Source organism: Pseudoalteromonas sp. SR41-4 (assembly GCF_014163985.1).
Lineage (GTDB): Bacteria > Pseudomonadota > Gammaproteobacteria > Enterobacterales > Alteromonadaceae > Pseudoalteromonas > Pseudoalteromonas rhizosphaerae.
Window position 1 is genome coordinate 141,064 of sequence record NZ_JACJEI010000009.1, and the last position, 26,279, is coordinate 167,342.

Annotated in this window: 22 protein-coding genes; 17 read left to right on the plus strand and 5 right to left on the minus strand. The window is 41.0% G+C overall.

What is annotated here, in order from left to right; all coding sequences use genetic code 11:
• The first annotated feature begins 1 nt into the window (after window position 1).
• The 12 genes from thrB to H5180_RS09900 all read left to right on the plus strand — a co-directional run bounded on the left by thrB (window position 2) and on the right by H5180_RS09900 (window position 13,335).
• Window positions 2-928, plus strand: a complete 927-nt coding sequence (gene thrB / locus H5180_RS09845) for a homoserine kinase (protein WP_145241144.1) — start codon at window positions 2-4, stop codon at window positions 926-928.
• An 18-nt stretch (window positions 929-946) separates the two neighbouring features.
• Window positions 947-2,230, plus strand: coding sequence for a threonine synthase (thrC, locus tag H5180_RS09850; protein WP_182718314.1), 1,284 nt, complete (start codon window positions 947-949; stop codon window positions 2,228-2,230).
• 735 nt (window positions 2,231-2,965) lie between these two features.
• The gene (glyA, locus tag H5180_RS09855) at window positions 2,966-4,222 is read left to right on the plus strand and encodes a serine hydroxymethyltransferase (RefSeq protein WP_145241140.1); all 1,257 of its coding nucleotides are present in this window, start codon (window positions 2,966-2,968) and stop codon (window positions 4,220-4,222) included.
• A gap of 102 nt (window positions 4,223-4,324) precedes the next feature.
• A complete protein-coding gene (nrdR, locus tag H5180_RS09860; protein WP_016708083.1) occupies window positions 4,325-4,774 on the plus strand; it encodes a transcriptional regulator NrdR in 450 nt (149 codons plus the stop codon).
• A 1-nt stretch (window position 4,775) separates the two neighbouring features.
• Window positions 4,776-5,918 (plus strand): bifunctional diaminohydroxyphosphoribosylaminopyrimidine deaminase/5-amino-6-(5-phosphoribosylamino)uracil reductase RibD, encoded by a 1,143-nt coding sequence (gene ribD / locus H5180_RS09865; protein ID WP_182758160.1) that lies wholly within the window; start codon window positions 4,776-4,778, stop codon window positions 5,916-5,918.
• A 12-nt stretch (window positions 5,919-5,930) separates the two neighbouring features.
• Window positions 5,931-6,584: a riboflavin synthase gene (locus H5180_RS09870; protein ID WP_145241136.1), complete on the plus strand. Its 654-nt coding sequence runs from the start codon at window positions 5,931-5,933 to the stop codon at window positions 6,582-6,584.
• A 29-nt stretch (window positions 6,585-6,613) separates the two neighbouring features.
• On the plus strand, window positions 6,614-7,726 hold the full coding sequence (ribBA, locus tag H5180_RS09875) for a bifunctional 3,4-dihydroxy-2-butanone-4-phosphate synthase/GTP cyclohydrolase II (protein WP_145241135.1): 1,113 nt from the start codon (window positions 6,614-6,616) through the stop codon (window positions 7,724-7,726).
• A gap of 101 nt (window positions 7,727-7,827) precedes the next feature.
• Window positions 7,828-8,292 carry a 6,7-dimethyl-8-ribityllumazine synthase gene (gene ribE / locus H5180_RS09880; protein WP_145241133.1) on the plus strand — a complete coding sequence of 155 codons (465 nt, stop codon included), beginning with the start codon at window positions 7,828-7,830 and terminating at the stop codon, window positions 8,290-8,292.
• A 15-nt stretch (window positions 8,293-8,307) separates the two neighbouring features.
• Complete coding sequence (gene nusB / locus H5180_RS09885; protein ID WP_145241131.1) at window positions 8,308-8,718, plus strand: transcription antitermination factor NusB; 411 nt, start codon at window positions 8,308-8,310, stop codon at window positions 8,716-8,718.
• Window positions 8,719-8,762: 44 nt separating this feature from the next.
• The gene (gene thiL / locus H5180_RS09890; protein ID WP_145241129.1) at window positions 8,763-9,737 is read left to right on the plus strand and encodes a thiamine-phosphate kinase; all 975 of its coding nucleotides are present in this window, start codon (window positions 8,763-8,765) and stop codon (window positions 9,735-9,737) included.
• A complete protein-coding gene (locus tag H5180_RS09895) occupies window positions 9,734-10,219 on the plus strand; it encodes a phosphatidylglycerophosphatase A (RefSeq protein ID WP_145241127.1) in 486 nt (161 codons plus the stop codon). Before thiL ends, H5180_RS09895 begins: the two co-directional genes overlap by 4 nt.
• Window positions 10,220-10,248: 29 nt before the next feature.
• Complete coding sequence (locus H5180_RS09900) at window positions 10,249-13,335, plus strand: ligand-binding sensor domain-containing diguanylate cyclase (protein WP_182731835.1); 3,087 nt, start codon at window positions 10,249-10,251, stop codon at window positions 13,333-13,335.
• A gap of 124 nt (window positions 13,336-13,459) precedes the next feature.
• Here H5180_RS09900 and H5180_RS09905 read toward each other — a convergent pair whose 3' ends face one another.
• From H5180_RS09905 to H5180_RS09920, 4 genes are all read right to left on the minus strand, one after another.
• A complete protein-coding gene (locus H5180_RS09905) occupies window positions 13,460-15,622 on the minus strand; it encodes a hypothetical protein (RefSeq protein ID WP_179959160.1) in 2,163 nt (720 codons plus the stop codon).
• A gap of 396 nt (window positions 15,623-16,018) precedes the next feature.
• Window positions 16,019-17,884, minus strand: a complete 1,866-nt coding sequence (gene dxs / locus H5180_RS09910; protein WP_182758161.1) for a 1-deoxy-D-xylulose-5-phosphate synthase — start codon at window positions 17,882-17,884, stop codon at window positions 16,019-16,021.
• A gap of 105 nt (window positions 17,885-17,989) precedes the next feature.
• Window positions 17,990-18,877, minus strand: coding sequence for a (2E,6E)-farnesyl diphosphate synthase (ispA, locus tag H5180_RS09915; RefSeq protein WP_182758162.1), 888 nt, complete (start codon window positions 18,875-18,877; stop codon window positions 17,990-17,992).
• Between the two features lie 3 nt (window positions 18,878-18,880).
• Entirely contained in the window at window positions 18,881-19,123 is a 243-nt protein-coding gene (locus H5180_RS09920) for an exodeoxyribonuclease VII small subunit (RefSeq protein WP_145241119.1), read from the minus strand.
• A gap of 301 nt (window positions 19,124-19,424) precedes the next feature.
• Here H5180_RS09920 and pomA point away from each other — a divergent pair, with 301 nt between their 5' ends.
• The 4 genes from pomA (at window position 19,425) to H5180_RS09940 (ending at window position 23,719) form a co-directional block, all read left to right on the plus strand.
• Window positions 19,425-20,192, plus strand: a complete 768-nt coding sequence (gene pomA / locus H5180_RS09925; RefSeq protein WP_145241117.1) for a flagellar motor protein PomA — start codon at window positions 19,425-19,427, stop codon at window positions 20,190-20,192.
• Between the two features lie 2 nt (window positions 20,193-20,194).
• Window positions 20,195-21,115, plus strand: a complete 921-nt coding sequence (locus H5180_RS09930) for a flagellar motor protein MotB (RefSeq protein ID WP_145241115.1) — start codon at window positions 20,195-20,197, stop codon at window positions 21,113-21,115.
• Between the two features lie 138 nt (window positions 21,116-21,253).
• Entirely contained in the window at window positions 21,254-21,736 is a 483-nt protein-coding gene (locus H5180_RS09935; protein ID WP_145241113.1) for a hypothetical protein, read from the plus strand.
• 72 nt (window positions 21,737-21,808) lie between these two features.
• Window positions 21,809-23,719, plus strand: a complete 1,911-nt coding sequence (locus tag H5180_RS09940) for a DNA topoisomerase III (protein WP_145241111.1) — start codon at window positions 21,809-21,811, stop codon at window positions 23,717-23,719.
• Window positions 23,720-23,735: 16 nt separating this feature from the next.
• Here the strand turns inward: H5180_RS09940 and H5180_RS09945 are convergent, their stop codons facing one another.
• Window positions 23,736-25,046 carry a M20 family metallopeptidase gene (locus H5180_RS09945; protein WP_182734636.1) on the minus strand — a complete coding sequence of 437 codons (1,311 nt, stop codon included), beginning with the start codon at window positions 25,044-25,046 and terminating at the stop codon, window positions 23,736-23,738.
• Between the two features lie 100 nt (window positions 25,047-25,146).
• Here H5180_RS09945 and H5180_RS09950 point away from each other — a divergent pair, with 100 nt between their 5' ends.
• Entirely contained in the window at window positions 25,147-26,004 is an 858-nt protein-coding gene (locus H5180_RS09950) for a tetratricopeptide repeat protein (RefSeq protein WP_182758163.1), read from the plus strand.
• Window positions 26,005-26,279 lie beyond the last annotated feature (275 nt).

Consider the following 26,279-nt stretch of genomic DNA (forward strand, 5'->3'; position numbering starts at 1 on the left):
AATGATCGAAGTATATGCTCCAGCCTCAATCGGTAATTTTGCAGTTGGTTTTGATGCCTTAGGTGCTGCGCTTGCTCCTATTGATGGCACGTTATTAGGTGATGTTGTTGCGGTAAGTTCTAGCGAGCTTGACGAATTTATATGCTCTGGGGATTACGCAGATAAACTACCAAGCGATGCCAGTGAAAATTTAGCGTATCAGTGTTTAGTGCATTTTCGTGAACATGTAGCGCCAACCATGCCAAGCGTTAAACTGGAATTAAAAAAGAACTTACCAATTGGCTCGGGTCTTGGTTCAAGTGCTTGCTCTGTAGTAGCCACATTTGCGGCGCTGGATCAGTTTGCAGGTACTGCACTGAGCCAAGTGCAGTTAATTGAATTAATGGCTGATTTTGAAGCGATTGTCAGTGGCGGTCGTCATTACGACAATATCACTCCGTGTTACTTGGGTGGTTTGCAGCTTACTGGTGATTTAATTCCAAATAAATCAATTGCTTTACCGGTTGATGAGCGTTGGTATTACGTAGCGGCTTTTCCTGGTTTTTCACTTAATACCGCTAAAGCGCGTTCAGTGTTACCAAAACAGCTAAGTATGCATGCGAGCGTTGAATTTGCGCAGCGCTTATCAGCGTTTAGTACTTTATTGTTAACTAGCCGATTTGATGAAGCACTCTCCATCATGAGTGATGAAATAGCGGAGCCGCATCGTGCGCCACTGATCAATGGTTTTAGTGAAGCTAAAGCGGCGCTGCCAGAGTTTGGTGCTGAGATTGTCAGTATCTCAGGTGCTGGTCCTACATTATTTACCGTGTGCAAAACGCTTGAAGCTGCACAGCAATGCGCACAGTGGCTTGAACAAAACTATATTAATGAGCAAGGCTTCTGTCACATTTGTAAACTCGATAACGCCGGCACGCGTCAGCTATAAGAATTTAAGGAACTAATAATGCAATTACATAATTTAAAAGATGATTCTCAAAAAGTGTCGTTTGTTGAAGCAGTTAAAACAGGTTTAGGACGTAATCAAGGAGTATTTTTCCCTGAATCGCTCGCGCCTTTAGCTGATGTTGATAGTTTACTCGATATGGACTTTGTTACTCGTAGCAGTAAGATTTTATCGCATTTGATTGGTGATGAATTACCTGCTGATACGGTTGCACAAATGGTGCAAAATGCCTTTAACTTTCCTGTTAAATTAGTTGAAGTTGAAGACAATATTTATTGTTTAGAGTTGTTCCATGGGCCAACGCTTGCATTCAAAGACTTTGGCGGTCGCTTTATGGCTGAGTGCTTGGCACAATTTAGCCAAGGTGAAAAAACCACAATACTCACAGCAACCTCAGGGGACACTGGGGCAGCTGTTGCGCATGCGTTCTATAACAAGCCAAATATTGATGTGGTTATCCTGTATCCAAAAGGTAAAATCTCATTAGCACAGCAAAAATTGTTTACTACTTTGGGTAATAATATCCATTGCTACGCTGTAGATGGTAGCTTTGATGATTGCCAAGCGATGGTTAAAAATGCCTTTTTAGATGATGAAGTTAAATCTCGTTTAGGTTTAAATTCAGCTAATTCTATCAATATAAGTCGCCTTGTTGCACAAGTATGTTATTACTTTGAAGCAATAGCGCAATTACCAAAAGAGCAGCGCGCCAAAGCACATATCTCAATACCTAGTGGTAACTTTGGTAATGTATGTGCGGCGATGATCGGTGCGGTGATTGGTTTACCGGTCGCTAAACTTAGCGCTACAACCAATCAAAATGACACTGTACCGCGCTTTATCCTTGATAAAAACTGGGCGCCTAATGCCACAATCGAGTCATTGTCTAATGCCATGGATGTGAGTAAACCTAATAATTGGCCACGTGTACAAACCATGCTTGATAACAAATGGTTTAGTTATGATGATTTTTATTCAACTAGTGTTGATGAAAATGATACCCAAGCAGTGATGAAAAAAATTCATCAAACAGGCTATGTTGCAGAACCACATACAGCGATTGCTTACCAGGGCCTAAAAGCTAACTTAGCAACTGATTCTGCTGGTATTTTTCTGGCAACAGCGCATCCGGCTAAGTTTAAAGAAAGTGTTGAAGAGATTTTAAATATTGAACTTGAAATGCCAAAACCACTAGCTGATGCATTAGCTAAACCATGCTTAGCCGAGGATATCGCAGATGATTACGATATCCTGCGTGAAATATTATTAGCTAAACTAGGTTAGTTTTTACCCGCTCAGTAAAACTAAAAATAAACGGCATATGTGAAAGCAATGTCGTTTTTTATTGCTTTAAATTGTACTTAATAGCAGTAATGGAAAATTAAACTATTGAACGTGAACGGCGGTTTAGCACTCGTAAACAAAAAATTAAAATGGCTATAAGGCAGATCATAATCCCTGCAAGTATAACTAATTCATTCGCTACCCAATGGATTAGGAGTAATCCGCACATAAATAAAATAAATGGTTTAAATTCATAATAATAAAAGTGTTTGTTAACTTTAATGCGATTTACTTTATGATCTTTACGCCGTGAATTTGAGCGTAATCGCCAAATGTTGGCACCATTGAAGAATAAAAAAATACCAATGGCTGTTGGTAAAACAGTGCTGAAAAGTAAAATGCAAAGTCCGCCAACAATGACATAACAATAAGGAATTGATTCGTAAATAGGTTTAGCTAGCATAGTAAATTAGTTCATCATCCATGATTACATTGGTATCATAATAGTGTAAACAATCGCGAATGCAACAGATTGAGGTATAAATAATGTAAATGTTATTTGCTTTTATTCATTAAAATTTCTGATGCTTTAATAAAAAAATATCATTACAAAAACACTGTGAATTAAATTCAATCCCTGTTTAAATATGTTCATCTTTACACCATAGGCAAATTGACGTTTTCAGCGTATAATTCAGCCTTCAAAATACCATACACGTTGCCCTAGGAGCCCCCATGTTAGAACGTAGCATGAATATTTCGGATTTCGATCCAGAGTTATTTGAAGCAATCACTAAAGAGACTGCTCGCCAAGAAGAACACATCGAGCTTATCGCATCTGAGAACTACTGTAGCCCACGCGTACTAGAAGCGCAGGGTTCACAGCTAACAAACAAATATGCTGAAGGTTATCCGGGCAAGCGTTACTACGGTGGTTGTGAGCATGTTGACGTGGTTGAACAACTAGCGATTGACCGTGCAAACGAATTGTTTGGTTCAGATTATGCTAACGTTCAGCCTCACGCAGGTTCACAAGCAAATGCTGCTGTGTTCTTAGCTTTATTAGATGCTGGCGATACAGTGTTAGGTATGAGCTTAGCTCATGGTGGTCACTTAACGCATGGTTCACATGTAAGCTTCTCTGGTAAGCTTTATAACGCAATCCAATACGGACTTGACGAAGCGACTGGCGAGATTGATTACGCACAAGTTGAAGCACTTGCACTTGAGCACAAACCAAAAATGATCATCGGTGGTTTCTCAGCATACTCAGGTATTGTTGATTGGGCTAAATTCCGTGAAATCGCTGACAAAGTAGGCGCTTACTTGTTTGTTGATATGGCTCACGTTGCAGGCCTTATTGCTGCTGGTGTTTACCCAAGCCCAGTACCACATGCACATGTTGTTACTACAACTACGCATAAGACATTAGCCGGCCCACGTGGTGGTTTGATTATTTCTGCTTGTGGCGACGAAGCTATTTATAAAAAGCTTAACAGTGCAGTATTCCCTGGTGGCCAAGGTGGTCCTTTATGTCACATTATCGCTGCCAAAGCAGTGGCATTTAAAGAAGCATTACAACCAGAGTTTAAAGTATACCAAACTCAAGTTGTGAAAAATGCTAAAGCTATGGTTGCAGTAATGCAAGAGCGCGGTTATAAGATCGTATCTGATAAAACAGAAAACCACTTGTTCTTACTTGATCTAATTGATAAAGACATCACTGGTAAAGACGCAGATGCGGCTTTAGGTAATGCTAATATCACCGTAAATAAAAACTCAGTACCAAATGACCCACGTTCACCGTTTGTAACGTCTGGTTTACGTATTGGTTCACCGGCAATCACACGCCGTGGTTTTAAAGAAGCTGAGTCTAAAGAGCTTGCTGGCTGGATCTGTGACGTACTAGACAACATCAACGATGAGTCAGTACAAGCACAAGTAAAAGAGAAAGTTAAAGCAATCTGTAAAAAATTACCTGTTTACGCTTAATTGAGTTACAAACAGTAATTTAGATCACAATAGCTTAGTTTTTTGCTATTATAAAGGCCGCCTAAAAGCGGCCTTTTTTGTTTTTAACGGAAGCTGATACCTATGCATTGTCCATTTTGCACCGCAAAAGATACCAAAGTGATTGACTCGCGTTTAGTGGGAGGTGGCCACCAAGTAAGGCGACGCCGTGAATGCAATGAATGTCATGAACGCTTTACTACCTTTGAAGGCGCAGAACTTGTAATGCCTCGGGTGATCAAACAAGACGGTAGCCGTGAACCTTTCAATGAAGATAAACTCCTTAATGGTCTACACCGCGCATTAGAAAAACGCCCCGTCAGTACCGAGCAAGTTGATGAAGTGGTCAATATTATTAAATCGCAATTACGTGCCACCGGCGAGCGTGAGATTTCCAGTCACTTGATTGGCGAATGCATTATGGAAGCGTTGAAAAAACTCGATAAAGTCGCTTACGTCAGATTTGCATCGGTATACCGTTCATTCGAAGATATTCGTGAATTTGGTGAAGAAATTGCCCGTTTGGGAGAGTGATATGAACCAATATCAGTTTAGCGAACAAGATTTCTCTTATATGACCCGAGCGATTGAGCTTGCCAAACAAGGACGCTTTACTACCACCCCAAACCCAAACGTTGGCTGTGTATTAGTAAAAAATGACGTTATTGTTGGTGAAGGTTTTCATCAAGTTGCCGGCCAAGGCCATGCTGAAGTGAATGCATTAGCAATGGCGGGTAGCCAAGCCTTTGGTGCAACTGCTTATGTCACGCTTGAACCTTGTAGCCATTTTGGTCGCACACCGCCGTGTGCCGAAGGTTTAAAAGCTGCTGGCGTAGTAAAAGTAATTGCTGCTATGGTTGATCCAAACCCGCAGGTAGCCGGTAAAGGTTTAGCTATTTTAGCGGACGCGGGCATTGAGGTTGCGTCAGGTTTGTTAGAACAACAAGCAAGGCTGTTAAACCGTGGCTTTTTAAAGCGCATGGAGCAAGGTATGCCATTTATTACCTGCAAAATGGCCGCAAGCCTTGATGGTAAAACGGCACTTAAAAACGGTCAAAGTAAGTGGATAACGGGCCCTAAGGCTCGCCAAGATGTGCAACTACAGCGCGCACAAAGCTGCGCTATTTTAACCGGCGCGGACACAGTATTAGTTGATAATGCAAAACTCAATGTTCGTGTTGATGAGCTGCCAGAGCCGTTACCAACGCAATTACCTGTACGCCAACCTGTACGTATTATTATTGATTCACAAAATCGTTTAACACCTGAGCAAGCATTATTTAGCATTGCCAGTGAAGTAATTATTCTTACCACTGAACTTGATAAATCACAGCAATGGCCTCATTACGTAAGCCATATTGTAGTACCAGAAAAAAATAATAAAGTTGATTTAGTGGCTGCCATGAAACTTTTAGCGCAGCAACAGTTTAATCATATTTGGTTAGAGGCAGGGGCAACCTTAGCGGGCCAAATGACTGAATGTAATTTAATTGATGAATATATTGTTTATCTGGCGCCGAAGTTGTTAGGGAATGACGGCAAAAGCTTACTAAACTTTACAGAGCTGACAAGTATGCAGGACGTTGTTAATTTATCAATTAATGAGTGTGTGTGTATCGGTGACGATATTCGTATCACGGCGACACCACGCAAAGCCTCATCTAAACCAAATAACTAAAGAGTAACCACTATGTTTACTGGGATCATCGAAGCAACGGGCACTATTAGCGAGTTACAACAAAAGCAAGGCGATTTAGCTATCCGCATTAAAAGTAATAACCTTGATATGGCCGATGTAAATTTAGGCGATAGCATTGCAACTAATGGGGTTTGCTTAACGGTTGTGGCCAAGCACAGTGATGGATTTAGCGCTGACTTATCAAATGAGACGATTAGTTTAACGGGATTTGCTCACTATAAACAAGGGCAAACTGTAAACCTTGAGAAAGCCATGCAGCCAGTATCTCGTTTAGGTGGTCACTTAGTTTCAGGGCATGTTGATGGCATCGCGACTATTACCGCAATTACGCCTAATGCGCGTGCCGTTGAGTACTGGTTAAGCACCGATGTACAACTAATGAAATATATTCCTTATAAAGGCTCGGTATGCATTGATGGTATTAGCCTAACAGTAAATGCAGTAGCTGATAATAAATTTAAACTGACAATTGTGCCGCACACTAGTGAGCAAACAACTATTGCTGATTTTAAAGTAGGCACGCAAGTGAACTTAGAAGTAGATCAAATCGCGCGTTATTTAGAGCGTTTGATCAAAGGGGCAGAGCAGCCAGCTAGTTCAGATATTTCAATGAGTTTACTCGCCCAAGCCGGTTTTATTAAATAAACGCACTCCACAACTTACACGAGCAGATTATGAATTTACACAGCGCACAAGAAATTATTGATGACATTAAAGCCGGTAAAATGGTTATTTTAATGGATGATGAAGACAGAGAAAATGAAGGCGATTTAATTATCGCAGCCGAGCACATTAGTGCTGAAGCGATCAATTTTATGGCCACTCATGGTCGTGGTTTAATTTGCCTAACAATGACTCAAGAGCGCTGTGAGCAACTTGACTTACCATTAATGGTAAAAAACAATGGTGCGGCATTTTCGACTAACTTTACGATGTCGATTGAAGCATCGAAAGGTGTGACTACGGGGATTTCTGCTGCTGATCGCGCTCGTACTGTGCAAGCTGCGATTGCCAAAGGTGCTGTACCAAGTGATATCGTTCAACCTGGGCATATCTTTCCTATTATGGCACAACCAGGTGGCGTATTAACGCGTGCCGGTCACACTGAAGCCGGTTGTGATTTAGCCCGCTTAGCCGGTTTAGAGCCTTCATCAGTAATTGTGGAAATTCTTAATGCTGATGGCACCATGGCGCGTCGTCCTGATTTAGAAGTATTTGCTGAGCAACATAATATCAAAATTGGCACTATTGCTGATTTAATTGAATACCGTAACATGAATGAAACCACCATTGAGCAAGTGGCAAAATGTAAGTTGCCAACCGTACATGGTGAGTTTGATTTAGTTACTTATAAAGATACCATTGACGGCCAGTTACATTATGCGCTGTTAAATGGTGAGGTTAAAACTAATGAACCAACCTTAGTACGGGTTCATTTAAAAAGTACCTTCAATGATATTTTGTTATCTGATCGCAGTGCCGATAGAAGCTGGGGCTTGTCAGATGCCATGGCTTATATTGCAAAGCATCAAGGTGTGTTAGTTATTCTAGGTAAGCAAGAATGCACCGAAGAACTAGAAGCGACAGTCAAAGCGTTTGCTGCAGAAGATGCTGGTGAGACGGTCGCGCATCGTAAATTCCAAGGTACTTCACGCACCGTAGGCGTAGGGTCACAAATTTTAGCTGACTTGGGCATTGAAAAAATGCGTTTGATGAGCTTACCTAAAAAGTACCATGCGTTATCGGGCTTTCACTTAGAAGTGGTTGACTACGTAGAGCCACAATAAGCACAACGCTTAAACTAGGCTATTATTTTATTTATATGGTATGATGCGCAGCAATTTTTGCGCAATCGCAACCGCTTGAACTTATTTTTTAGGGTTATCGAATGAAAATTATTGAAGGTAATAAATACGCTCCTGGCAAGAAATTCGCTATCGTTATTTCTCGTTTTAATGACTTTATTGGTAGTAGTCTATTAGCTGGTGCTGTTGATGAATTAAAACGTACTGGTGGTGTATCTGATGATGATATTACCGTAGTTTATGTACCAGGTGCGGTAGAATTACCTTTAGCGGCGAAACGCGTTGCAGCAAAAAAAGAGTATGATGCAATCATCGCTTTAGGCGTTGTGATCAGAGGTGGTACACCACATTTTGATCTTGTCGCTGGCGAATCAAATAAAGGCTTAGCGCAAGTGTCGCTTGAGTATGATATCCCGATTGCATTTGGCGTATTAACCACTGAAAGCATTGAGCAAGCGATTGAACGCGCTGGCACTAAGATGGGCAACAAAGGCGGCGAAGCTGCTTTAGGCGCACTTGAAATGGTTAATGTGTTAGATAAAATTTAAGTTTAAGGAATTTTTGTGAAACCAGCAGCAAGACGTAAAGCACGTATTTTAGCACTTCAAGCCGTTTATTCTTGGCAATTAAGTGGCAATGCCATTGCCGATATCGAACAACAAATGTTGATCGAAAACGATGTGACTAAAATTGATGTTGAATACTTTAAAGATCTTTCGCGTGGTGTTGCTATAAATCATAAGCAACTAGACGAAGCAGTATCGCCACATTTAACTCGTCCATTTAACGAGTTAGACCAAGTTGAACGCGCTATTTTACGTTTAAGCAGCTATGAGCTGAAATTCCGTGAAGATGTACCTTATAAGGTTGCTATCAACGAAGGTATTGAGCTTGCTAAGATATTTGGCGCTGAAGACAGCCATAAATTTGTTAATGGTGTACTTGATAAAGCGGTAAAGCATTTACGTAAGTAATGCGACCGTAAAAGGAGAGCCGGCATAGGCCGGCTTTTTTGTGTATGAAGGAATTTGAATTAATAAATCGCTACTTTAAAGGTCGTGGCATAACTCGTCGCGATGTTAATTTAGGGATTGGTGACGATTGTGCATTGGTTACTGTTCCTGAAAATTGTCAGTTAGCGATTACCACCGATACACTGGTAGCAGGCGTACATTTTTTTGATGACATCGATCCGCGTGCATTAGGCCATCGTGCTCTTGCCGTAAACTTAAGTGATTTAGCTGCTATGGGGGCTGAGCCTACGTGGGTTTCGGTTGCTTTAACGTTGCCAAATATTGATGTTGAGTGGCTGGAAGAATTCACCGAAGGCATGCATGAAATCGCAGAGTATTTTAATGTGCAAATCATTGGTGGCGATACCACGCAAGGGCCGTTAACAATTACTATTTGTGCTAAAGGTACAGTGCCTGCAGGTAAAGCACTGCGCCGAAGCGGTGCTAAAGTAGGTGACTGGGTTTATGTTACAGGGCCGCTAGGTGATGCCGGGCTTGCGATTGAAGCTCGTAAGCAAGATATTAAGATTGCTCCAGAGCACTTAAGGTACGTTAATCAACGATTTGATTACCCAACTCCGCGTGTTGCTGCGGGGCAAGTATTACGCGGTTTAGCATCATCAGCGATTGATATCTCAGATGGTCTATTGGCAGATCTTGGACATATTTTAGCTCTGTCGCAAGTTAGCGCTTGTATTGATGTGAATAAAATACCAACCTCGGATGCATTGCGTGCTACTTTAGAACGAGATCAACAACTGCCGTTTATCCTCAATTATGGCGATGACTATGAGTTGTTATTTACGGTACCTGATAGCAATAAAAGTATGCTGGAAATGAAATTGCGCCAATATGGTGTAGATGCAGCCTGCATTGGACAAATAAAAAGTGGTGAAGGCGAAGTTGAGCTGATGCTCGATGGCGAAAAATTAGCATATGATGATGCTGGTTTTGAACACTTCACCAAGGAGTCGGTTTGAATAAACCTGCATTATTTAATTTAAAGCGCCCTCATCAATTTTTTGGTTTGGGCTTTGGTTTAGGGTTAGCGCCTAAAGCGCCGGGTACGTTTGGTACCTTTGCTGCGCTACCGTTTATTTTTACTACTATGTATTTCCCGCTGTGGTTACAAATTGTATTTGCGGTGGTTATTAGTATTTTTGGTATATGGGCATGTGGCAAAACCGCTGATGATCTGGGCGTACATGATCATCCCGCGATTGTATGGGATGAAGTTGCCGGATTTTACATTACCATGATCGGAGCTGCATTAAGTTGGCAGTCTTTGTTAGTGGGTTTTTTGTTATTTCGTTTTTTTGATATCGCTAAACCAGGTCCTATTCGCTTTCTTGATAAGCGGGTTCATGGTGGTGTAGGTATTATGGCGGATGATGTTTTAGCTGGTATATTTTCTTTAATTTGTGTTCAGGCATTGTTTAAAATGGGTTATTTGCCCTTTTAACCTTAGTTTTGCAACGAGGTATTGACGTTATGATGCGATTTTTATTGGTTATTATTGTGCTGTTCTGCAGTATGCCAAGTAAGGCGTCAATTACCGACTATGTTGTAAAACAATGGAATATGCAAAATGGCTTACCATCGCAGTCACTTAAAAGTGTCGTGCAAGATAAGCAAGGCTATATGTGGCTGGGAACTCAGTTTGGCCTCAGTCGCTTTGATGGCAATACATTCACTAATTACAATACCTTAAATAGTAATTTTTTACCCAGTAACGGCATTAATAAATTACTTGTCGATAGCGAAGGCTATTTATGGATTGGTACTAAAGATGGTATTGTGGTCATCGATCCCACCACTATGGCAGCGCAAGAGTTTAGTGTAAAAGGCCCTGTACGCGATGTTATCGAAGATGCGAAAGGCAGTATTTGGATAGCAGCGAATGGCCTGTACTTTGTATCTCGCAATCAGATCAATGTCAGCGCAGTGCATGACTTACTAGTCCCTGTGATGAGTGCCAGTTCAGTAAAGCAGATTGTTGGTACTGTCAGTCAGCTGGCATTATCGCCAGAAGGGATCTGGCTGGTGAATGAACGATACTTGCTACGGTTAACTAATTCCTCCTCTGATTTTGCAAAGTTACGCTTAGAACTAACTGCTAAGGTATCGATACCTGAGCGTTTAGCACAAACGATTATTCACGATTTAGCATGGCTGGAAGGAAACTTATATTTAGCGTCAGAGCTCGGTGCTTACTTTTTAGATTTAGATGACGAGTTAAGGCCTTTTCCACTTCCCAATGCGAATAACTCAGCGGTTTATAAATTTATGAGTGACTCAAATGGAGCACTGTGGATTTCGACCTATGGGCGCTTACTGTTTCGAGACAACTCCGGCGATTGGCAATGGGTTGAGCCGAGCCAACTTGACCAAAGTATTTGGTTTGCTGATTTATATCGCGATAATGATAATAATATTTGGCTTGCGAGTTTTAGTGAAGGATTATGGCTTGCGCACGAAGGCAGAATAGAACGTCACTCAGCTATATCACAAATGACCGAAGCGGTTATGGCCATTAGCCAAGCGCCCGATGGGAGATTGTGGGTCGCTAACCGCAGTGGTGTAGGCTACTTTGATTTAGATAAAAACTTTATCAATCAAATCCCAAGTAATCAATACGGACGTGCAGCCGTGCATGATTTACAGTTTGATGGCTCACGGTTATATATCGCCACTGGACGTGGTGTGTATATTTATGAAAACAACACCTTGTTCACTGTCCCTGGACGTGCTTTAAAAGATAACCCGGTGTTTGCGATTAGTCGCTCCAGCAAAGGAGGCTTTTGGCTTGGTACTGGCCGGGGTATGTATCGGCTTAGTTACGGTGGTTTAACCCCATTTGCTTATAACGCATTTTTAGGCAGTAAGTTTATTACTTATGTCGTTGATGAAGCTAATTTTGGTTTAATTGGCACTAGCAAAGGCGCTTACTACTTTACTGATCGTGGTATTGAAAAAATTGGCGATCAAACGAGTCTTGAAAGTGCTTATGTTACAAGCATCTTAAACATTGATGGAGTTGGTATATTAATCGGCTCATTAAATGATGGTTTATTTTATCGAAGCACACAAGGGCATTGGCGTCAGTTAGATGCTACCAATGGCTTACCTTACGGTTCTATTTTTAGTTTACGTTATGATGAAAAGCTCAAGCGCATATGGGTTAGTACCATGAAAGGTGTCTACCGAATGCCGGTTGAGCAGTTTAGTAACGATATTGAAAGCTTAAAAGTAGAGCAGGTTATTTCGTCATACGATCGTCAACTAGACGGTAAGGCCAGCCAGTGTTGTACCGGCCTTGGCCATGATGCTGTGGCGGAGTTAGGCAATTCAATGTGGTATCCGAGCCTACAGGGGGTCGTGGAGATCCCTAAAGATATTGAGCTGTTTGGCGTTAAACCATTACAGCCAAAGGTTGAGAGTTTAAATACTGGGATACGTAAACTTGCAACAGCTGCATTAGGGCGTAATCCTGAATTAGAAATCGATGAGCGTGATATCACCCTTAAATACACTGCGATAGACTATTATGCACCGACCAGTATTGAGTTTCGCTATCGTTTAACTGGTTTAGACAGCGATTGGCGTTATGCTAATACCCGCCGTGAAGCTATTTATACCAATTTACCGCCTGGTGCATTTTTGTTTCAACTTGAGGCTAAACGACAAGGTGAAGGTTGGCAAAAAGCGCAAAGTACGGAATATTCATTTGTAGTACCAAGACGGTTTGATGAAACAATTTATTTTCGGCTGTTGATCACTGGTAGTTTTATTTTATTATTTTATTTAGTGTTTTGGGTATTTAGAAAGCAAGAACGCCGTAAGCAAACCGCGCTTGAAAGTTTAATCACAGAACGCACCGGGGAGCTGCGCCAAGCTAATGATAAGCTTAATCAAGTTAACTCTCAGCTAAAGCTTATGAGTCACTCTGATGAACTTACTGGGCTGAGAAGCCGCCGCTTCTTATTTGATCAACTACCAAAAGATATAGAGCACTTCCAGCGTAACTCACAATCATTACAAGCGCAGGGGAAATCCTTGGTGTTGCTAATCATTAATTTTGATAATTTTAGCCGCATTAATGACGCTTATGGACCGATTGGTGGTGATAGTTGTTTGCAGCAAATGGCTGCATTGCTTAACTCTCGTACGCAAGGATCCGATTATGTTGCCCGTTGGAGTGGTGATGAATTCTTGTTACTGCTACGTGACTTTAAACGCACTGCAATCGACAGTTATGTTGCACAGCTGTGTAAAGTAATTGCTGATCACACATTTAAGTTGCCCAGTGGTGACAGTATAAACTTGACTGCATCGATTGGCTTTTCATTTTACCCATTACCATTATTAGGTGGTCAGGTTATTGGTTGGGAAACCTCTGTCAACTTAGCGGATATCGCGCTACATCAAGTTAAAAAGCGCGGTGGCGATGGTATTGCAAACATCACCTTTGATGAACAGTTAGATGCCTTTGAATTTGAGCAAACCAATAATGTTGAGCAACAACTGAGCGTATTACAAGCCAATGGTTTAGCAGATATCAAAGTGTGGATGCGCTAATTGGCTAATTATGCGTTTGCTTATTCTAAGACTGCTGTTAGTTAAAGATAAGAAATGCCTTAACTCGAAAAGTTAAGGCATTGGGAGGCCAACTAAAGGCAGTTAATTTAACTGTCCTTGATGGTTAGCGATTTAGCCAGCTTGGTAAAATAGCAACAGACTCAGGAGCTGTGAATGAGTAGCTTACGCTGGCTGCAATATCACCGCTGGGGCTATTGAGAATATTATCAAACCGCATGACTAAGCCATTTGATTTTTCGGCTACGTATAAATGATTGCCGGTAAACATAATATCGACAGGATTACCGAGCATGGTTGCAGGTCCGGCGATATTGACACTGACATTGTTCAAACCTGATCCGGTTCCTGCATTATTTAATACAAACAATTTACCATCAGTGGCGTCAGCGGCACTGCCTACATCTGAGACAATTAATGAGTCACTTAGTGGATCGTAATCAATGCCATGTATATTGGTAGGGGCTGGGAATGCGACTCCTGCTGTTGCGGGTGTAATTAAGCGATCTTCCCCGGTTACAGTGCTCATACCCGCCATTAGCTTGCTTTTAACTTCATCAAAAACAGCAATAGTCCCATTGGTTAATGCCACAAATGCTCTATCAGTAGTGACATCATAGTCAACATCCCATGGACGTGCACCACCGCTTGCTGTGAGCGTCAAAAGGGGCGTTACATCACCCGTAGTACATGTTGAGAATATTAATATTCCCGGTGTTGTGGCATTGTTTTCAGCGACAAAAATCATCCCACTGTCTGATGCTACATCAATACCTTTTGGCGAGATTAGGCCGGTATTACTGCCGCTGATGATAGAATCTTGGCTTAGTGTAAATACCTCGCCATCACGGTGCATCGCGACTTTATTGGAAATAACAATTCCACCTACAGAGGTTGTGCTGTTATCAAAGCTCGCATAGCTGTTACCGGCTTTATCAAAGGCAACACTTTCGATTGTTTGACTTGCATTATAACTGCCAATTTCACTTGTTAACTGTGCATTTAGACGTGAAATTTGTCCTGTTGTAGGGCCTGCCGCGCTTGGATTACTACTTACAGCAATACCCATCAATGGCATATTAGTCATATAACTGTCAGATACATCAGGCATATCATTATGCATCACTGTTGCGGTTATTGACTCTGGCTTAATCGTTGCGGTGACGCTATCTGGACTAATGTCACCACTGACACCATTAAAGATATTGCTAAATACCAGAATTGCATCATTAGATTTTTCTGCAACGCGTAAGTCGCTACCAGTCAGGCTGATATCCACAGGGTTACCAAGCATAGTAGCAGGGCCAGCGATACTGCGAGCAACCGTGGTATTGCCAGTAGCAAGGGATGCGTTGTTGATCACAAATAATGCGCCGTCGGTTGCATCACTGGCACTGCCGACGTCAGAAAGTACTAATTTATTTGTATCAGCATCATAAACGATACCATGAATATTAACGGAAACTTTGTTACCGCTTGCATCACTGGGTGTGATTGTACGAGTTGCCATAGCGGTAAAGCCACCATCTACATAATTATCGTATACTGCAACATCACCATTAGTGAGTGCCACATATAAGCGATCGTTTATATCATCGTATGTTACATCCCACGGTTTTGCGTCTGTAACTGTACTAGCTAAAGGCGCTGCATTTCCTGCGGCGGTAGCACCAAAGACAGTGATCTGCATGGCATTAAAGTCAGCGGCAAAAATGAGTCCGCGCTTATTTGATATATGAATACCTTTGGGATTGACTAACGTAGTGTTGCTGCCGGTAATGGTACGATCACGATTACTGTCAAACATACCCCCATCGGCACGGCTTAATACTTGGCAAACGGTGCTAAGAGCGCCATTACCAGAATCGCTGGCTTGAATTAAATTACCTAAGCTATCAAATGCAACACCTTCATTTGCCCCACTATTAAATGTTTTTAACTTTGCAGCATTTTGATTAATCAAATCAACGGTGCCTGCATTATCAGCACCATTATTAGCCAAAATAAAAGTTGCTGCTGCAAATCCTGGAGTACCATCTGATCCATTCGTGCCATCGCTACCATTTGTCCCATCAGCGCCATTACTACCATCGACGCCGTCCATGCCCATTTCACCTTGCGGGCCTACAGCGCCATCTTTTCCATCATCGCCACTACAGCCGGTTAAGCCAATCAAAATTGCTAGAGTAAGCGCAGACAAACAAAGTTTACTGGTCATTAATTGTGCGTGAATAGATTTGGTGCTTTCGCCTGATTTTAACGTTTTCATAACTTGTACCTTCTTAAATATTCCATCAAATGTGAACATACAAAGAGCTTGGCTTAAAACAGCTTATACCAATCGTGTTAAGTTGTTAGTCATTTATAGCGACGGATAAATAGAGTGATAACAAGGCATAAATTTTTATATGTAGTTGTTCTACATGAAAAATTCATAACGCCGTTAGCGCTTTATTTAGCACGCTAGAAAGGCTAAATATTTAAGTCGATTGATATTATATAAAAGCGTGAACACTTTGCTCACGAGCTAACCTCAGTGAATAAACGTGGCAGGGAAATAATTGGATGCAAGAAAGTTGAAAAAAAGTGAGATTTTTTTAAATGTTTGAAAATAAATAACAAAGGAGCCTACGCTCCTTTGTTATTTTATTAACTTAAACGTTGGTTACTTAGTAATAAAGTTTTTTATGCTATCGAGTATACCTTGTGAGCCTAAGCCCATTTCATCATGCATTTGTTCTTGTGTTCCATGCTTGATGAACTCATCAGGAATACCTAAATTAAGGATGCTTACTGTTGCTTTGATAGCTGCTAAATATTCATTAACAGCAGAGCCTGCACCACCAACAATCGCGTTATCTTCAAGGGTTACAATGACGTCATGATCGGCTAATAAAGTGTCGATTAGTGCGCTATCAAGAGGTTTAACAAAACGCATATCAACGAGGCTGGCATTTAATTCATTGACTGCCTGTTGAGCGTTTTCAAGTAAAGTACCAAAGGATAAGACTGCGATTTTAGCACCTTGTTTAATCACACGACCTTTACCAATTTCAAGCTCAGTCATTTGCTCGCAGATTTCAGTTGTGCCAGCACTACCACGAGGATAACGAACTGCAACAGGGCTGTTACAACGATAACCAGTGTACAGCATTTGCCGACATTCATTAGTATCACTCGGTGCCATGATAATCATATTGGGGATACAACGGATAAAGCTTAAATCGTATGCGCCTTGATGAGTTTCGCCATCAGCACCAACAATACCAGCACGGTCAATTGCAAATAACACGGGTAAGTTTTGCAGAGCAACATCGTGAATAAGCTGATCGTAGGCACGTTGTAAAAAGCTTGAATAAATAGCGACAACTGGTTTTAAGCCTTCGCAGGCAAAACCTGCGGCTAAAGTAACCGCGTGTTGCTCGGCAATGGCAACATCAAAATATTGCTCAGGGTATTCTTTTGAAAAACGCACCATGCCTGAGCCTTCACGCATAGCCGGGGTGATTGCCATAAGCTTTTCATCTTGACTTGCCATGTCACACAACCAATCGCCAAATACTTTAGAAAAAGTCGCAGCGCCTGGTTTTGATTTTGGTAGGCTGGAAATCGCAGGGTCGAACTTAGGTACGCCGTGATAGCCTATTGGATCTGCTTCTGCTGGTTTATAGCCTTTACCTTTCTGGGTTTTGATATGCAGTAACTGCGGCCCTTTTAGGTTACGCATATTGCGCAGTGTATCAACCAACATGTTTACATCATGACCATCAATTGGGCCAATGTAATTTAAGCCTAACTCTTCAAAAAAGGTGCCTGGGATAACCATGCCTTTTAAGTGCTCTTCCATGCGGCTGGCTAATTCTTTTACTGGTGGCACGCCAGATAGCAGCTTTTTACTACCTTCACGAATGTTAGTGTAAAAACTGCCTGATAAGATACGAGCGAAATGATTAGTTAGTGCACCGACATTTTCAGAAATCGACATTTCGTTATCGTTTAATATGATCAGCATGTCAGATTTAACATCACCTAAGTGATTCATTGCTTCAAACGCCATGCCCGCGGTAATCGCACCATCACCAATAACCGCTACTGTTTTTCGTCCTTTGCCTTCTTTTTGCGCCGCAATTGACATGCCTAAAGCAGCAGAAATCGAGGTGCTTGAATGGCCAACACTAAAAGTGTCGTAGTGGCTTTCTTCACGAAATGGAAACGGATGTAAACCGTCTTTTTGGCGGATCGTGTGCATTTGATCACGGCGCCCTGTGAGAATTTTATGTGGGTATGCTTGATGGCCTACATCCCATACTAAGCGATCTTCAGGGGTGTTATATACATAATGAAGCGCTACAGTAAGCTCAACTGTGCCTAAACCTGATGCTAAGTGACCACTACTTTGCGAGACTGAGTTTAGTAAGTAATCACGTAACTCATTACTAAAAGCAGGTAATTTGTCTTGCGCTAAATCACGCAACTGGGCTGGTTCGTCAACCAAACCTAATAATGGATACTTGCTACTATCAAGTGTCATGATTTTTAATACATCCTTCGCTAACCAGAGGTCATTATAGCGTAATATTACTCTGATTCTTTAGTTATTTTGTACATCATTACTTGCTCAAGCTAGAGCCTAGAATTAATAATCGCGTTCAACAATATATTTTGCCAAGTTTTCTAGCTCAGAAGTGTCAGCATCTATTGCTGCTAACGCATCGAGTGCGCATTTTAGTAATGATTGTGCTTTTTGTTTTGCACCTGTAAGCCCAAGTAGAGCAGGGTAGGTCGCTTTATTTGCTGCAACATCGGAGCCTTGTGGTTTACCTAAGACTTGGGTATCACCTTCGATATCAAGAATATCGTCTTGCACCTGAAAAGCCAGCCCAATTGCATCACCAAACTGTTTTAATTGTAATAATGTTTGTTGATTTGTATCAGCTGCGCATAATGCACCTAAAGTAATTGCACAATTTAACAAAGCACCTGTTTTTAATTTATGGATACGTTCGAGCTCAGCTAAATTGACTAATTTGTCAGTCGCTGCAATATCCAGTGCTTGACCACTGACCATACCTTCAATACCCGATGCTTTGGCAAGTGCTGCAATCATTTTTAACTGTTGCTGTGCAGGAACGTTAAATGAATGGTTAGCAATTAAATCAAACGCTAATGTTTGCAGCGCATCACCGGCTAAAATAGCATGAGCTTCGCCATAGACAATATGGCAAGTCGGTCTACCACGTCGCAGGTCGTCGTCATCCATCGCGGGTAAATCATCATGAACTAACGAATAACTATGAATACATTCAATAGCAGCAGCCAACACGTCTAAATCTTGTTTATTTGCGCCAAGCATTTTTCCCGTGGCATACACTAAAAATGGTCGTAATCGTTTACCGCCATTTAAAACGCTGTAGTGGGTGGCTTGTTTGATGCTTTGCTCGGTATCGAGCGGTTGCTCAAAATACCGATTGAGAGTGGCTTCAACATCTTGTTGAGCACATTTTATTTGCTCTGTTATTAACACCCGTTATTCCAAATCATTATCAAAGTTAGTAAGTGGTGACTGACTATCACTACCCATTAAAATCGCTACTTTTTGTTCAGCTTGTTGTAACTTACTTGAAGATGCGCCGGCTAAAGCAATACCGCGTTCAAACTGTTTTAATGATTGCTCAAGGGAAAGCTCTCCTTGCTCCATTTCTGTGACGATTAAGGATAATTCATCAAGCGCTTGCTCGAAGCTTAGGTTCTCTGGTTTTTTCGTCGCCATACTGATTTAACTTAGATGATAGAAATGTGAGGCCAATTTTAGGGGGAATGCTAAACTAGGTCAAAGGGTGATGCATTTTTTTTGAATAATTAATTGTTTTCTTGCCACTTTTAATTATTTATACCTTTACTTAAGCCTTGCAGGTTATCAATGGTAGCTTAAAATGCTAAACAGGGTTGAAAACTTTCATTTCATTTTTTTCATTAAATGGTTTAAGTAATTCAATAGATTGCCGATAAGCTGTTAATAATAAAAATTTGTTGCTGGTAGCAACAAAGCATCGATTCCTCTGGAGGGGTAAGTGGATTTAGCAACCATTATAGGTATTCTCGGAGCTATTGGTCTTATTGCTATGTCAATGGTACTAAGTAGTGGCGGCGAAGTGGCTATGTTTTATAACACGCCATCGGTGGTTATTGTTTTCGGTGGTTCGATTTTTATAGTGTTATCAAACTATACGATGAGTCAATTCCTCGGTATCGGTAAAGTCGCGGCTAAAGCCTTCATGTTCAAAATAGAGTCACCTGAAGAGCTTATCGAAAAAGCAGTTGAACTTGCAGACTCGGCCCGTAAAGGCGGATTTTTAGCACTAGAGGAAGCAGAAATACCCAATGCGTTTATGCGTAAAGGGGTTGATATGCTTGTTGACGGTCATGACGCTGATGTTGTTCGTGCCACCTTGCAAAAAGATATTTCTCTTACTTCTACTCGTCATGAATCGGGGGCCGGTTTGTTTAAAGCGCTTGCCGATATTGCGCCTGCGATGGGGATGATCGGTACTTTGATTGGTCTAGTTGCGATGTTGTCGAATATGGATGACCCTAAAGCGATTGGTCCTGCGATGGCGGTAGCGCTTTTAACAACATTATATGGTGCGTTTTTAGCAAACGTGGTGGCAATTCCTATCCAAGTAAAATTGGAATTGCGTAAAGACGAAGAAGCAATGAATCAGCGGCTAATTTTAGATGCGGTATTAGGTATACAAGATGGCCAAAATCCAAAAGTCATCGAAGGTATTTTGAAAAACTACCTAGCTGAATCAAAACGAAAAGTGGATACTGAGGAGTAAGCATGTCAGATCAAGAGTGCAAGTGTCCACCACCCGGGTTACCAGCATGGATGGGTACCTTCGCGGATTTGATGTCACTATTGATGTGCTTCTTTGTACTTTTACTCGCGTTTTCAGAAATGGATGTACTTAAATTTAAACAAATCGCAGGCTCAATGAAGTTTGCCTTTGGTGTACAAAATAAAATAGAAGTAAAAGATATTCCCAAAGGAACATCCGTTATCGCGATGGAGTTCACCCCAGGTAAACCTGAACCTACCCCAATCGAAACCATTCAACAGCAAACTGTCGAAATGACCCAGCAAATGCTTGAGTTTCAGGCTGGTGATGAAAGCTCCGCTGGCGGTCGTCAAGAGCAACGCGGTAATAAGCGTGGCGGTGAGTCACAAAGTACAGCGCAACAACAAGCATCAGAACAATCTATTTCTGCAGCTGATCAAGAGCAGGTTAATGAGTTAGTTAAAAAGATAGCCCAGCAATTGGAACAACAAATCATGGATGGTGCTGTTGAGTTGGAATCATTAGGTCAGCAAATTATTATTCGTATTCGTGAAAATGGTTCATTTCCATCTGGGAGTGCATTTTTACAACCTAAGTTTAAACCAATCATTCGTGATATAGCTGCGTTACTAAAAGATGTGCCAGGTGAAATTACGGTGTCTGGTCATACTGATGATTTTCAAGTTTCGAATGAGCTGTATACCAATAACTGGGACTTATCATCGAAGCGTGCAGTTGCGGTTGCAACTGAAATGCAAAAAGCGCAAGGCTTTGATAAAACCAGAATGGTTGTTGTCGGTCATGCCGAAACTCGACCACTTGTTCCAAATGATTCTGATGCGGATAGACGACGTAATCGCCGCGTGGAAATTTCAATAATGCAAGGCAAGGCTAAGGAGTCAGATCCGATAGATGTGCGTTAAGATGCTTGGCAAAGTACCTAATTTAGCTTAAAGTAGTTTTTTAACAAGTGTAACGGAGTGTCTGATGAAAAACGTTGATAAATATAGCTATATGCCGGGTAATGGCAGTGGTGACGATGATAAAAAGCCAGACTAATCATGCCTGATTGGTTTTTAGGTGCTATATCATTACTTAATAAAAGCTGGGTGTTTTTTTTAAGCCCAGCTTTTTTGGTTTTTTATCTTCGCAAAGACTGGCTCGCTTTGCGTTTTACTTTAGTGACTGGGTTATTTTTCTTATATGGAACCTTGATACATAATAGCCTTAGAGAGTTAGATGACCCTTATATTTGGCGTTATGTAGTTTGGGCTTTTAATGATATTGCTTGGATGGCTTTGATTGCTTACTGGGCTATTAAAGATAAAGTGTATCTTTGGCAAAGTGTGATCGGTCAATTGGTTGTAATTAGTGCGCCTATCTTACAATTATTTAGATTAGTGGATCGCCACCTTTGGGATTTATCGTATAGCACTATGCTATATAAAACGTTATTACCGTTAATCAATATTGGCACTGTCGTTGTGTGCTACCTTCCTCTGTTGTATTTATTTATGCGAAAAAATCGCAGTTTAAAGAGCTAATCATTAACTATTTGTAGATTAAATTACGTGTGCTAAACTACTGTTTAAATAACCAGTTGTTGATAGTACCCTATGAAACTTTATATAGCCGAGAAGCCATCTTTAGGTCGTGCCATTGCCGATGCGCTACCAAAGCCTCATAAAAAACATGATGGCTATATTGAAGTGGCTAATGGCGATTGTGTTTCTTGGTGTATAGGTCACTTGCTCGAGCAAGCAGAGCCTGATGATTATAATGAGCAATATAAAAAATGGCGCTTTGATGACTTACCGATTATCCCACAGCAATGGCAGTTAAAAGCAAAATCTAAAACTCGTAAGCAACTTACGGTACTTAAAAAGTTAATCAAACAAGCTGATCAACTTGTTCATGCTGGTGATCCAGACAGAGAAGGGCAATTACTTGTTGATGAGGTGATTGAGCAAGTTAAACTTAGCCAAGCCAAAAAACAGCAAATTCAACGTTTATTGATCAGTGATTTGAATGTTAGCGCGGTTAAAAAGTCGCTGCAAAACGTTCGCTCTAACCGTGAATTTATTCCACTTAGTGTATCTGCTTTGGCGCGTTCGCGAGCTGATTGGCTGTTTGGTATGAATTTAACGCGCGCCTATACGCTTGCAGGTCAAAAAGCAGGGTTTGGTAATGTATTATCAGTAGGGCGTGTACAAACACCGATATTAGGATTGGTTGTCCAGCGTGATAACGAGATTGCTAATTTTGTGCCAAAACCTTTTTATGAAGTATTAGCTCATTTAAGTACCGAAAATAAAGAGCCGTTTACAGCAAAGTGGCAACCAAGCAAAGCGTGTGAACCTTATCAAGATGAAGAGGGGCGAGTGCTCCATCGAGGCCTTGCTGAGAATGTTGCGTCGCGAATTTCTAATCAATCAGGTGAAGTTACTGCGCTTGAACAAAAGCAGAAAAAGCAACAAGCACCTTTGCCGTATAATTTGTCAGCGTTACAAATTGATGCTGCGAAAGCTTTTTCAATGCCTGCACAAAAGGTATTGGATATTTGTCAAAATTTATATGAGCGTCACAAGCTAATTACCTATCCACGTTCAGACAATCGTTACTTGCCCAAAGATCATCACCAAGAAGCAGCCAGTATAATAAAGGCAATTGCCATCAATGGCGGGCAAAATGACACTCATTGCCAAGGCGCAGATGTGAGTAAACGCAGTAAGTGTTTTAACGATGCTAAGGTGGCTGCGCATCACGCCATTATTCCTACCGCTAAGCAGCAAAAGTCAGCAAGTTTGAGCGTTGAAGAAGGTAAAGTGTATGGTCTTATTAGCCGTCATTATCTGATCCAGTTTTATCCAGACTACATTTACAATGAAACAAAGGCTGAAATAACAATTAATGGTGGTATCTTTAAAGCCAACGCAAAACAAGATGTAAGTTTAGGCTTTAAAGCGTTAATGGGAAAAACCGCATTAAAAGATGAGCAGATATTGCCGCCATTAATTAAAGGGCAACAGTTGCAGTGTGAACGCGGCGAAGTAATTGATAAAATGACCAGCCCGCCAGCTCATTTCAATGATGCAACGCTGCTAAGTGCAATGACAGGTATTAGTCGGTACGTTAAAGATCCAGAAATCAAAAAAATACTCAAAGAAACAGACGGCTTAGGAACCGAAGCAACCAGAGCGGGTATTTTAGAGTTATTATTTAGAAGACAATTTTTAAGACGTCAAGGTAAACTCATTTTAGCAACCGATACAGGTAAAGCATTGATCAGTGCGTTACCGCATGGTTTAGCCAGCCCAGACCTAACCGCAAAATGGGAAGCATCGTTGGGCGACATAGCAGAACAACAAATGAGTTATCAACAATTTTTAAATCCTTTATTAGTGGATTTAGCGGCTTTTGTGGAACTTGCCAAAAATTGTGATAGCAACGTATTTGCACAATTACCAAAAACGCCGCAAAAGCGGCGTTTTACAAGAAAAACTAAACCAAAAACAAAATCGGCTTAGTCATCCATTGCTAAGATTATTGATTAAACAAAGCCACCGCAGCGTTACTCATCGCAGTGATACCTGTGGGGATTGCAACTTTATAGTCAGGTGCAAATTTACTTGAATGTAGTGAAGGTAAAGTTGCCCCTGATGTTTGTGCCGCTTGATATTGAGCTTGCTCTACACCACCTAACCAAAATAAGGTGATAGGGATGTTTTTATCTGTGCGGCCATATAAACCAAAATCTTCCCCTGCCATAACCGCTTCGGTTTCAAGCACATTACTTTGTCCAATCGCCGAGCTAATCGCACTACGTACAATATTAGTTTGTGCAGGGTCGTTATATGTAGATGGGATTGACTCATCTTCATGTACATAAACCACTGGTATTAAGCTTTCATCCAATCCTGCACTTAATGCAATGCCTTTAGTTATACGTTTTATAGCTGCAATTTGTTGCTCGCGAATTTTAGGATTATAACTTCTAAGTGTCAGCTGTAGCTTTACTTCATTCGAAATTACATTATGTTTAGCTCCACCGTGAATTGAACCCACTGTGATTACTGAGGGTTCAAGAGGTGATAATTCGCGACTGGTAATTGTTTGCAGTGCCAACACGATCCGTGATGCGATAACAACAGGATCAATAGTCATATGCGGGTAAGCACCATGACCACCTTTACCTTTAACCGTAATATCTACTGAATCCACACTGGCCATGGTGTACTCATTTTTCATACTGACTTGTCCTGCAGGAACACTCGCACTAACATGCAAAGCGATAACGTGATCAGGAGTCGGATATTTACTAAATAAACCTTCTTTGAGCATCGCTTTTGCACCGCCTCCCACCTCTTCTGCAGGTTGTGCCACCATCATTAAGGTTCCTTGCCATGCATCTTTATGTAGCATTAATTGTTGCGCAGTACCAATAAATGAACTCATATGAATATCATGACCACATCCGTGCATCACACCAACGTTTGCTCCTTCATCATTCATAACAGTGACTGTTGAAGCATATGATTTACCAGTTTGTTCTATGATTGGTAAGCCGTCTGTATCAGTACGGATCATTATTGTCGGGCCATCACCATTTTTATATAAGGCTACTACACCAAAGCCACCCACATTGTCGGTCACCTCATAGCCAAGCGCACGTAATTTGGTGGCAAGCTTTTCTCCCGTTTCTTGCTCATGGTATGAAAGTTCTGGGGACTGGTGTAAATCTAAGTAAAACTTTTCAATGGCAGGCATCGTTTTATCTAACTTCAGCTCCAAGGTTGTTGAGCTTGCTAATGGACTAAGCAGTATAAGTGCAGCGTATAGACTATGAAATTTCATAAAAGACCTTTTTGATTTATCGCTTGTGATTCTGGGCTTGTAATTATTATGTTTGCCTCCATATAAAACCCTAAATAGTCTGATATGGCAATCAATAGCAATGAATAATATGGTAAATGTTAATCCGCAAAATCTTCAACAAGTGCTGGGTGAAACATCACAACAAAAACTAGTCCTGTTAAGTTTCTTTTCAGCACAAAGTCCAGAGTGTCAATCTCAAGCAGCTATTTTACAGACAATAGCCAAAGATTATGGTGACTATATATTAGTTGCCACATTAGATTGTGATTTAGAGCAAGCACTCGCAGCACAACTAGCACAGCAAGTTGGACTACAAACATTACCAACCTTAGTGCTATTAAAAGATTCAGCACCTGTTGATGTATTAGCCGGTGCACAAGCTGAAACTCAAATCAGAGAAGCGTTAAGTAAACATTTACCGCAGCCTCATGAAATGTTGTTAGAACAAGCCAAGCAAGCACTGATCGCTCAGGATTTAAATCAAGCGTTTAATTTTGCCAAGCAGGCTTACGAATTAGACAATACAAATGCGCGTATAAAATTAGTATTGGCAGATATATGCATTCAAATTCATAAACTGGATGACGCGCAAGCTTTGTTAGCTTCAGTAAATGAAAATGAGCAAGATGCATACTTTACAAATATTCAAGCAAAGTGCGCACAAGCACTTCAAGCACAAGAATCGCCAGAGCTAAAAGCATTACAAGCGAAAGTTGAAAAGTATCCTAACGATCTTGAATTAAAAGTTGAACTAAGTGCAGCATACGACCAAGCAGGCAAAAAAGAGCAAGCGTTAGAGTTACTATTTACAGTGTTGAAAAAAGATTTGAATTTTGCCGATGCCAAGGTAAGTTATTTAGCTATTATTGCCTCTTTATCGGATGGTGATAGTTTAGCGGCTAAATATAGAAGAAAGCTTTACAGTATCCTCTATTAACAAGTTTTTATTTTGTTTTATGGAAAGCGCCGAAGTTAATGGCGCTTTTTTTATGCCAAAAACTTGCGAAATATCGATAATAGATAATACTGAAGATCCTTTCAGGGAAAAGTCGTTGTTATTTTGTACAGTTGACTAGGGGTTTTAGTGTGTTTAGCGCGTAAATTGAACGAACAGCACTTTATTTCAAGTTTTCTTTAAAAAACGCTTGCGTAAAATTCGCCGCGCCCTATAATGCGACCCCACTGAGACGGCAGACAGCAACGCTTAGCGAG

Bases quoted from the DNA above. Each gene is read 5' to 3' on its own strand.
- thrB (WP_145241144.1), top strand. From the start codon at position 2: ATGATCGAAGTATATGCTCCAGCCTCAATCGGTAATTTTGCAGTTGGT.
- thrC (WP_182718314.1), top strand. From the start codon at position 947: ATGCAATTACATAATTTAAAAGATGATTCTCAAAAAGTGTCGTTTGTT.
- glyA (WP_145241140.1), top strand. From the start codon at position 2,966: ATGTTAGAACGTAGCATGAATATTTCGGATTTCGATCCAGAGTTATTT.
- nrdR (WP_016708083.1), top strand. From the start codon at position 4,325: ATGCATTGTCCATTTTGCACCGCAAAAGATACCAAAGTGATTGACTCG.
- ribD (WP_182758160.1), top strand. From the start codon at position 4,776: ATGAACCAATATCAGTTTAGCGAACAAGATTTCTCTTATATGACCCGA.
- H5180_RS09870 (WP_145241136.1), top strand. From the start codon at position 5,931: ATGTTTACTGGGATCATCGAAGCAACGGGCACTATTAGCGAGTTACAA.
- ribBA (WP_145241135.1), top strand. From the start codon at position 6,614: ATGAATTTACACAGCGCACAAGAAATTATTGATGACATTAAAGCCGGT.
- ribE (WP_145241133.1), top strand. From the start codon at position 7,828: ATGAAAATTATTGAAGGTAATAAATACGCTCCTGGCAAGAAATTCGCT.
- thiL (WP_145241129.1), top strand. From the start codon at position 8,763: ATGAAGGAATTTGAATTAATAAATCGCTACTTTAAAGGTCGTGGCATA.
- H5180_RS09900 (WP_182731835.1), top strand. From the start codon at position 10,249: ATGATGCGATTTTTATTGGTTATTATTGTGCTGTTCTGCAGTATGCCA.
- H5180_RS09905 (WP_179959160.1), bottom strand. From the start codon at position 15,622: ATGAAAACGTTAAAATCAGGCGAAAGCACCAAATCTATTCACGCACAA.
- dxs (WP_182758161.1), bottom strand. From the start codon at position 17,884: ATGACACTTGATAGTAGCAAGTATCCATTATTAGGTTTGGTTGACGAA.
- H5180_RS09920 (WP_145241119.1), bottom strand. From the start codon at position 19,123: ATGGCGACGAAAAAACCAGAGAACCTAAGCTTCGAGCAAGCGCTTGAT.
- H5180_RS09930 (WP_145241115.1), top strand. From the start codon at position 20,195: ATGTCAGATCAAGAGTGCAAGTGTCCACCACCCGGGTTACCAGCATGG.
- H5180_RS09935 (WP_145241113.1), top strand. From the start codon at position 21,254: ATGCCTGATTGGTTTTTAGGTGCTATATCATTACTTAATAAAAGCTGG.
- H5180_RS09940 (WP_145241111.1), top strand. From the start codon at position 21,809: ATGAAACTTTATATAGCCGAGAAGCCATCTTTAGGTCGTGCCATTGCC.
- H5180_RS09945 (WP_182734636.1), bottom strand. From the start codon at position 25,046: ATGAAATTTCATAGTCTATACGCTGCACTTATACTGCTTAGTCCATTA.
- H5180_RS09950 (WP_182758163.1), top strand. From the start codon at position 25,147: ATGAATAATATGGTAAATGTTAATCCGCAAAATCTTCAACAAGTGCTG.